An 8,482-nucleotide genomic window follows, 5' to 3' on the forward strand; every position below is an offset into this window, starting at 1 on the left:
CGACGACGTCGCCGCCGAGGTCGCGGATCGGCCACAGCAACCGGCGCTGGAACCGGTCGCGATGACCCCGCTGGCCGGGGACCGAGAGGCCGGCCTTCTCCAGCTCGTCGAGCGTGTAGCCCTGCGCGAGCAGGTGCTTGGTCAGCTTCTCCCACCCGCCGGGCGCGAACCCGCAGCCGAACGACTCCGCGGCCGCCTGGTCGAACCCGCGCTCGGCGAGGAACTCCCGGGCCGTCTGCGCCTCCCCCGGGGTCCGCAGCTGCTCGGCGTAGAACTCGGCCGCCAGCTTGTTGGCGGCCAGCAGACGGGAGCGCGTGCCGCGGTCGCGCTGCACGCTCGACCCGCCGCCCTCGTAGGTCAGGCGGAACCCGACCCGGTCGGCCAGCTTCTCGACGGCCTCCACGAACCCGAGCTGCTCGATCTTCATGACGAAGTCGATGACGCTGCCGCCCTCGCCGCAGCCGAAGCAGTGGCAGGTGTTGTGGGTGGGGCGGACGTTGAACGACGGGGACTTCTCGTCGTGGAACGGGCAGAGGCCCTTCATCGAGCCGGGGCCGGCGGGACGCAGGGCCACGTAGTCGCCGACGACCTCTTCGATCCGGTTCCGGTCGCGCACCTCCGCGATGTCGGAGTCCCGGATCCGCCCTGCCACGGGCCCGAGTTTACGACGCCGGGTGTGGGCGTCGAGGACGCGTCCGGCAACTCGCCCGGCCGACGGTGATCAACGGGCACCCACGGGGCCCGGAGCGGCCCATGACCCCGGCACGTACCCGTTGATCATGCTCCGTCGTGGGCCGCGAGGAAGCGGCCGAGCACCTCGACGGTCCGCTCCGCGGGATGGGGCCCAGGAGGCGACGGAGAGCCTGGCCGGGACGGCCCGGAGGTGCGCTTCGCGCTCGTGAGCACTTTCGGGGGTGATAGCACCGGAAAGTGCTCACGGGGGCGGAAGCCCACCTACGCGCCGAAGCCCTCGCGCTCGACGACGACCCGGTCGATCTCGCCCTCGCCCGCCACGTCGCCGTTGCCGTCGACGGCGCGCACCGCGAAGGTGATCCGGCCCTTCTCGTCCGGCCCGGAGGAGACCTCGGCGGAGCACCCGAGCGTGCCGCCGACCGGGGTCGGCCTGCGGTGCTCGACCCGGACCGCCGTCCCGACCGTGGTGCGGCCGTCCTCGAGCAGCGACGCCGCCGTCGCCAGCGTCGCGGCCTCCAGCCAGGCCACCAGGCGCGGGGTGCCCAGCACGGGCACGTCGCCGCTGCCCAGGGCGATGGCGGTGTCCTCGTCGGTCACGTCGTGGAGCATCGCGGCATCATAGGTGGCTGCGCCTTGTGAGCACTTTCTGGTGCTATGGCACCAGAAAGTGCTCACGAGCCGGAGGCACCTACATGGTCGGAGCGTCGGCGTTGCTCGGCGTCGTCTTCTGCGACGTGATGTCGTGGAAGTTCCGCGTGATGTACTCACCGGCCCGGCAGGCGAGCGCACCGATCGTCGACGTCGGGTTGACCGCCGCTCCCGTGGTCAGCGAACTGCCGTCGACCACGAAGAGGTTCGGCAGGTCCCAGGTCTGGTTCCACTTGTTGAGCACCGAGTCACCCGGGTTGTTGCCCATCCGGCAGGTCCCCATGAGGTGCCAACCCGGCGGCGGGTAGAGCACGCCGGTGTCGTTGGTCTCGGTCGCCCCGACCGCGCGGGTGGCCTCGAAGATCTTGTCGATGCCGTACTGCGCGAGCGCGATGTCGTTGTGGTGCAGCTCGTAGTTCACGTGCGCGGCCGGCAGACCCGAGGAGTCCTTGACGTCCGGGTCGAGCGTGACCCGGTTCGTGTCCACCGGCAGGTCCTCGCCGAACATGAACACCATGAGGTGGTTGGCGAAATGGCCGTCGAAGAACTCGCGGTGCTTCTCGCCCCACGGTGCCGTGTATCCGGTGTGCGTGCCCATCGCGGCGTAGGCGGGCCCGAAACTGCGCGCCACCTGCATACCGAAACCGTTGACGAATCCGCGGCTCATGTCGGTGTGGTAGAACTCGTGCGAGTACAGCGGCGCGCCGAACGAGCCCTTGAAGCCCTCGATCGGCTCCTCGAACCACGAGTCGCAGAACGCGAACACGTGGTGCATCAGGTACTTGCCGACGATCCCGTTCGCGTTCGCGAGCCCGTCCTCGTGCCCCTTCTGCGCGCTCTGCAGGAGCAGGCGCGGGGACCCGATGCCGTTGGCTGCGAGCACCACGATCTTCGCCCGGATCTCGTGACGCTCGCCGGTGTTGCGGTCGATGTAGGTCGCGCCGGTGGCCTTGCCGCCGTCGGCGTTGATCGTCTCGACGCGGGCCATCGTGCGCAGGTCCGCCCCGTACCGGATGGCGTACGGCCAGTGCGCGTTCGCCGGTGTGGACAGCGATCCCGTCGGGCTGCCGGAGAGCTCGTTGCCCATCGCCTGGTCGGCCTCGCGGTTCTCCCGCGGGACCGTGATGACGGCGTTGTCCGAGGGCCACCAGTGCCAGCCCAGGTCCTTGGACGCCTTCGCGTACTTCAGGCCCAGCTTGCCGGGCAGCACCTCCGGGTCACGGACGGCCCGCTTCCGGTCCGGGTAGGACGGGTCGCCGATCCGGCCGGAGATGCCGTAGATCTCGTCGTTCTCGTCGTAGAACGGGGCCAGGTCCTCGTAGGAGATCGGCCAGTCGATCGTGCCCTCGAGGCCGTGCTCGGTGCCCTTGCGGAAGTCGACCGGCTTGTACCGCGGCCAGTGGCCCGCGTAGTGGACCGTCGACCCACCCACGTTGTTCATCATGTACGGCGTCGTGGTGCCGGTGACCGGATAGTCCTCGGGCAGCTGGCGGACGTTCGGGTCGTAGGCCCACCCGCGCTGCTTCTCCAGCTCCCACTCGTCGTGATAGTGCGGGTGGTCGGTCGGCTTGACCCACGGGCCCTGCTCCAGGCACACCACGTTCATGCCGGCCTTCGCCGCCTTGAGCGCGATGCCCGCCCCGCCGGGGCCCGCACCGATGATCAGGACGTCGGTCTCCTCGTATGCAGCCATGGCGCGCTCCTCACTTCGTCCAGGACAGCTGGGACAGGTCGACGCGGGTGACCTCGTCGGTCTCGAGATAGGAACCGTTCTCCTGCGCCTGCGTCAGCAGTTCCTCGTCCCAGGGCTCCGTGGTCTGCAGGTAGCCGTAGGGCAACGGCGGGCCGTGGTAGTCACGACCGGCCGGGAGATTGCGCTGGATCGCCTGCGTCACGACCGGGCGCGAGTAGTAGCCGTAGTAGACGAGCGCCCGCAGCTGCTCGAACAGCGGGTCCTCGGCCTTCTCCAGCGCGGCGATCGCCGACGTCCGGTCGGCGACGGAGCCGTCCACGAAGGCCTGCCCCAGCCGGTCGAGACCGGCCGTGAACTCGTCCTGGGTCGCGAACGGGAAGTGCTTGTTCCGGTAGCCGCTCGGCGTCACGTAGCGCCCGACGAACGTCACCAGGTCCAGGTCGCTCGCGGTCGGCCAGTCCGGGTGCGGCGGGACGATCGTGTCGGCGGCCGCGTTGATGACCGCGGCCTGGGTGTCGGTGAACCGGAGCGGGTTCTGCAGCCCGCCCAGGCGCGGGCGGCCGGTCTCGAAGTAGCCACCGGCCTCCCCCGGGGTGGCGGTCGTCTCCGGCGCGCCGAACGGCGCGGGCTTCTCGCCCAGAGCGTTGTCCATGCTCGGTGTCCTCCTTGGGGCTTCGCTCACCTGGGCGCCAGAGCTTCGTGACTGGAGCCGATGGCCCGATTCCGCTCCGCTTCATCGGAGCTGGCGCTCGTCGACCACCCGCCGCGACTTGTGCTCGGCGCGCTCGAGGGTGTTGGCGTCGACCGACTCGAAGGTCACGCGGACGCCGAGCAGGGACTGCAGGCCGGCCCCGGTGTCGCGGTCGAAGGAGTCCCGCTCCCCCGCTCCGAGCGTCGTCTCGGCCCGGACGATCATCTCGTCCATCGACCCGGTCCGGCGGACGACGATCTGGTGCTCCCCGCCGTAGTGCGCGACTCCCCGCAGGAAGTTGTCGACCTCGGTCGGGTACACGTTCTCGCCGCGGATGTGGATCATGTCGTCGATGCGGCCGTAGACGCCCTCGGGCAGCTTCGGATACGTCCGCCCGCAGGGGTTGTCCTCCATGACCCAGCGCGTGAGGTCGTCGGAGGCCAGCCGGATCATCGGCTGCGAGGTGCGCTCGAGGTGGGTGTAGACCGGCGTGCCCTCGGAGCCGTAGGGCACCGTCCGGAACGACGACGGGTCGCACACCTCGTGCCAGACGATGTCCTGCCAGAGCAGCATCCCGTCGGGGGTCCCGGCGGTGGCCGACGCCGACATGAACGGCGTCATCTCGGCCATCGTCCCGCAGTCGATCACCGTGGCGCCGAAGGCCTCCTCGATCGCCTGGCGGACCGCGGGCACCGAGGCGCCGGGCTCGCCGGAGAAGAACATGACCTTCAGACCGAACTCGCGGGGGTCGATCCCCTCCTGCTGGGACACCTCCGCCAGACGCAGCGCGTAGGACGGTGTCGCGTAGAACGCCGCCGGCTTCACCCGCGCCAGCCAGGTCACCGCCCGCGCCGTCATGCCCTGGGCGCCCGCACCGAAGGGGAGCACCCGGCAGCGCAGCCGCTCGGCGCCGGACATGGCGCCCCACGAGCCCAGGTACAGGGAGAAGAGCGCCGCGACGAACACGGTGTCGCCGGGCCGCACGCCCATCCCCCACAGGATGCGGGCGTGGTTGTCGGCGATGACCTCCCAGTCGCGACGACCGAGCGCGAACGCGGTCGGCGCGCCCGTGGTGCCGGACGTCCCGTGGATGTGGTGGACCTCGGACTCGTCGCAGCACAGGTAGTCCCCGAACGGCGGGTGGTCCGCCTGGGACCGGCGCATCTCGGCCTTCGTCACCACCGGGACCTGCTCGAACGCCTCGAACGAGGTGATGTCCGCGGGCTTGAGGTCCACCGCGTCCCACGTGTTCCGGTAGAACGACGACGTCGAGTAGGCGTACTCCATCACCTCGCGCAGCCGGACCAGCACCGCCGCGTCCCGCTCGGTGGGGTCCATCGTCTCCCGGTGCGGGAACCAGTACGGCGACCCGGGGTCGGGCAGGTAGTCCTGGTCGTACTTCGTGGGGAACGCCCACTCCTCCATGCCGGCCATCAGGACTTCCTCCGCTCGACCTCGGCGTCGTTCCACGGGGTCAGGGCCTGATAGTCGGGCACGAAGCCGAGGCCCTTCCCGGCGTCCGGCGAGGGCGCGTCCTGCGTCGTCACCACGTCGACGACGGCGGGTGCGCTCTCCAGGGCGCGCCGGATCGCGCCCTCCATCTCGGCCGGGTCGGTCACCCGTTCGCCGTGGGCGCCGAACGCCCGCGCCATGCCCGCGTAGTCGGAGTCGGCGAGATCGGTCCCGACGACGAGGCCGTAGTTCTCGGCCTGGTCGTAGCGCTCGATGTTCCAGGCGCGGTTGTTGGAGACGATGACGACGATCTTCGCGCCGTGCCGCACCGCGGTGTCGATCTCCGTCGCGGTGATGCCGAAGGCGCCGTCGCCGGTCACCGCGATGACCGGCCTGTCGGGGTAGGCCAGCGAGGCCGCGATCGCGAACGGGGTCGCGACGCCGAGGCAGCCGAACGCCCCCGCGTCGAGGTAGCGGGAGCACCGGGTGATGCCCAGCCGCGCGAACGAGAGCAGGTCGCCGCCGTCGGCGATCATGACCGCCTCACCGAGATCGACGGTGCCGTCCCGGTCCAGGGCGTCCAGCGCGCCGAAGATGCGGTTCGGGTGGATGAACCCGTCGGGACCGTTCTCTGTGGTGGCGAGCGCCTGCCGGTACTCCGCGGCCCGCTTCAGGTGCTTGCCCCGCAGCTCGTCGCGCCAGGCGGTGTCCGGGGTGTGGTCCTTGAGGGCGTCGGCGAGGGCGGCCAGCGCCGCGCCGGGCTCGGCGAGGATCTCCACCTCGCCGCGCCGGTTGTCGATCAGCTCGCTCGCGGTGTCCGCGATGCGCACGACCGTCGCGTTCGGGAACACCGCGGGCGAGCCGAACCCGAGCTGGAAGTCCAGCTGGCGTCCGACGGTGATGAGCAGGTCGGTGTCGCGCATGACCGCGGAGCGCGCCGAGCCGACCGCTCCCGGGTGGTCCTCGGGCACCAGGCCGCGGCTCTCCTGGGTGTCCAGGTAGGCCGCGCCGGACGCGTCGAGCAGGCGGACCAGCTCCGTGCCGGCTCCGCCCCCGATCCCGTCGCTCCGCTCGCCCTGAACCGACCGGGCGCCGCGACCACTGATGACCGCGGGTCGCTTCGCGTGCCGGAGCAGGTCGGCCGCGGCGGCGACGTCGACGGGGTGGGGCTGGGGACGACGGCGCGGCTTCGCCCGCAGGTGCTCCTCGGTGACGAGGGCGGGAGGCACCTCGCGGCGCAGCACATCGGTGGGGATCTCGACGTAGACGGGGCCCGGCTCGCCGCGATCGCCCGCGGCCCGCGCCCAGGCCTCGTCGAGCTCACGCAGTACCTGGTCGGACGAGCGCAACGTGCGCGAGAGCCGGGTGACCGGCTCGAGGATCGCGGTGTGCGGGATGTCCTGCAGCGGCCCCATGTTCGACTGCGGGATCGGCGGGCAGCCGCCGATCACCATCAGCGGGATCCGCGAGATCGAGGCGTTCGCGACCGCGGTGACGGTGTTGGTGACGCCGGGCCCGGCGGTCACCATCGCGACGGCGGTCTGCCCGGTGAGCTCGGAGTGGGCGTGGGCCATGTGCACCGCGGAGCCCTCGTCGCGGACGTCGACGATGCGGACACCGCGCCGGGCGAGCCGGTCCCAGATCGGCTGGATGTGACCGCCCTGGAGGCCGAACACCCGATCGACGCCGTGCTCCTGCAGGAACGTCGCCACCACCTCGGCGACCTGCACCGGCTGTCCCACCGGACCCGCGTCCGCCATGGACCCTCCCCGTCGAGTGACTGCAGACACCTGATCTCGAGTGACCGCTGTCACGCCACCATGACGTATTCTGAATTCAGAAGTCAATACGCGAGAGTGATCCAGTCGCTACTGGCGGCGACGACGCGTCGCGATACCGTGGGCTACCCCGTCACCCGGGTGTGAAGCACGCCACGTGTGCCGGCGGCGGCAGGCAACGGCCCGGGATGCGGGCTTCAAGGGGTGGAATGAGCGCACTACCGCAGATGCCTTCACGGACCGACCAGGTCTTCGAGGCGATCGTCGACGACATCTGCACCGGGAAGCTCGCTCCCGGGACGCCGCTGCGCCAGGAACAGCTGGCCGAACGGTTCAACGTGTCCCGGCAGCCGATCCAGCAGGCGCTCCTCCTGCTGCGCAACCAGGGTCTGGTCCGCGAGTTCGGACGGCGCGGCCTCGAGGTGGCACCGCTCGAGCCCGACTTCGTCAGCCACCTCTACGAACTGCGGGCCCTGCTCGACGGGCAGGCGGCCCGCCTCGCGGCGGCCCGGCGCACCGACGACTGGCTGCAGCACGCGGACGAGGTGGTCGCCATGGGCAACCAGGCGTTCGCCGACCGCGCGTTCGCGCAGATGATCCGCGGCGACGTCGAGTTCCACCGCACCGTCGTCGACGCCTCCGGCAACCCGCTGCTGGTCGAGAGCGCAGGCGTCATGTGGCGCAACGTGCAGCGGGTGATGGGTGAGGTCCTCTTCCAGGGCGGCGCCCCGGCCTGGGTGTGGGAGGACCACACCGCGATCCTCGAGGCCATCCGCGACCGCGACGGCGACGCGGCCGAGGCGCTCTCCCGGCGCCACGCCGAGCACGGCGAGCAGCTCATCCTCGACGCGATGACGCGCGCCGGGACCGGCTCGGACTAGCGGGTCACCGCTGCGCCGACGTGGCATCCCGGTGCACGCCGAGCAGGTGCCGGTAGGCCGCGGCGCTCATCCCGTTGAAGCCCTGCTCGTCCGCGGTCGTCTCGCGCCGGACCTTGCCCGGCACCCCGGCCACGAGGGACCCGGGCGGGACGGTCACGCCCTGCGAGATCACCGCGCCCGCGGCGACGACCGAGCCCCGCCCGACCGTCGCCCCGTTCATGATCACCGCGCCCATGCCGACGAGGACCTCGTCCTCGACCGTGCACCCGTGCACGACCGCGCGGTGCCCCACGGTGACGTTCTCCCCCACCGAGCAGGGGAAGCCGGGGTCGGCGTGCAGCACCGAGCCGTCCTGGATGTTCGAGCCGGCGCCGATCGAGATGGTGTCGTTGTCCGCGCGCACGACCGCCGAGTACCAGATGCCGACCTCCGGCCCCAGGGTCACGCGGCCGGCGACGACGGCGCCCGGGGCGATCCAGGCGGTGGGATCGACCTGCGGGGTGTGACCGTCGACGGTGACGAGCAGCGGATCCATGGTGCCTCCGGGAGCGGCGGACGGGTCCCCGGCATCGAACCAGGGGGTCGCTCGCGCCGCCGCGGCGGCCGGTGATCACGAGTCGTGTCGCGGAATGCCCCAGATCTGGGG

Annotated in this window: 8 protein-coding genes; 1 reads left to right on the plus strand and 7 read right to left on the minus strand. The window is 71.3% G+C overall.

The annotated features are described in order from the left end of the window. From VGI02_RS26725 to VGI02_RS26750, 6 genes are all read right to left on the minus strand, one after another. The coding region (locus VGI02_RS26725) for a DNA primase (protein ID WP_331632710.1) at positions 1–652 on the minus strand (652 nt) is incomplete at its 3' end. A 302-nt stretch (positions 653–954) separates the two neighbouring features. Continuing rightward, positions 955–1,302, minus strand: a complete 348-nt coding sequence (locus VGI02_RS26730) for a thioesterase family protein (RefSeq protein WP_331632712.1) — start codon at positions 1,300–1,302, stop codon at positions 955–957. 79 nt (positions 1,303–1,381) lie between these two features. After that, entirely contained in the window at positions 1,382–3,034 is a 1,653-nt protein-coding gene (locus tag VGI02_RS26735; RefSeq protein WP_331632713.1) for a GMC family oxidoreductase, read from the minus strand. Between the two features lie 10 nt (positions 3,035–3,044). Further along, positions 3,045–3,686: a gluconate 2-dehydrogenase subunit 3 family protein gene (locus VGI02_RS26740; RefSeq protein WP_331632714.1), complete on the minus strand. Its 642-nt coding sequence runs from the start codon at positions 3,684–3,686 to the stop codon at positions 3,045–3,047. A gap of 81 nt (positions 3,687–3,767) precedes the next feature. Next, complete coding sequence (locus tag VGI02_RS26745; protein WP_331632715.1) at positions 3,768–5,159, minus strand: phenylacetate--CoA ligase family protein; 1,392 nt, start codon at positions 5,157–5,159, stop codon at positions 3,768–3,770. Further along, the gene (locus VGI02_RS26750; RefSeq protein WP_331632717.1) at positions 5,159–6,937 is read right to left on the minus strand and encodes a 2-hydroxyacyl-CoA lyase; all 1,779 of its coding nucleotides are present in this window, start codon (positions 6,935–6,937) and stop codon (positions 5,159–5,161) included. Before VGI02_RS26750 ends, VGI02_RS26745 begins: the two co-directional genes overlap by 1 nt. Before the next feature lie 245 nt (positions 6,938–7,182). Here VGI02_RS26750 and VGI02_RS26755 point away from each other — a divergent pair, with 245 nt between their 5' ends. After that, positions 7,183–7,836 (plus strand): GntR family transcriptional regulator, encoded by a 654-nt coding sequence (locus tag VGI02_RS26755; RefSeq protein ID WP_331632719.1) that lies wholly within the window; start codon positions 7,183–7,185, stop codon positions 7,834–7,836. A gap of 4 nt (positions 7,837–7,840) precedes the next feature. On the opposite strand, the gene VGI02_RS26760 is transcribed toward VGI02_RS26755, so the two are convergent. Continuing rightward, complete coding sequence (locus tag VGI02_RS26760; RefSeq protein WP_331632721.1) at positions 7,841–8,371, minus strand: gamma carbonic anhydrase family protein; 531 nt, start codon at positions 8,369–8,371, stop codon at positions 7,841–7,843. Positions 8,372–8,482: the final 111 nt, after the last annotated feature.

The sequence above is a fragment of the Actinomycetospora sp. genome, from assembly GCF_036497245.1.
Classification (GTDB): domain Bacteria; phylum Actinomycetota; class Actinomycetes; order Mycobacteriales; family Pseudonocardiaceae; genus Actinomycetospora.

Bases quoted from the DNA above. Each gene is read 5' to 3' on its own strand.
- VGI02_RS26730 (WP_331632712.1), bottom strand. From the start codon at position 1,302: ATGCTCCACGACGTGACCGACGAGGACACCGCCATCGCCCTGGGCAGC.
- VGI02_RS26735 (WP_331632713.1), bottom strand. From the start codon at position 3,034: ATGGCTGCATACGAGGAGACCGACGTCCTGATCATCGGTGCGGGCCCC.
- VGI02_RS26740 (WP_331632714.1), bottom strand. From the start codon at position 3,686: ATGGACAACGCTCTGGGCGAGAAGCCCGCGCCGTTCGGCGCGCCGGAG.
- VGI02_RS26745 (WP_331632715.1), bottom strand. From the start codon at position 5,159: ATGGCCGGCATGGAGGAGTGGGCGTTCCCCACGAAGTACGACCAGGAC.
- VGI02_RS26750 (WP_331632717.1), bottom strand. From the start codon at position 6,937: ATGGCGGACGCGGGTCCGGTGGGACAGCCGGTGCAGGTCGCCGAGGTG.
- VGI02_RS26755 (WP_331632719.1), top strand. From the start codon at position 7,183: ATGCCTTCACGGACCGACCAGGTCTTCGAGGCGATCGTCGACGACATC.
- VGI02_RS26760 (WP_331632721.1), bottom strand. From the start codon at position 8,371: ATGGATCCGCTGCTCGTCACCGTCGACGGTCACACCCCGCAGGTCGAT.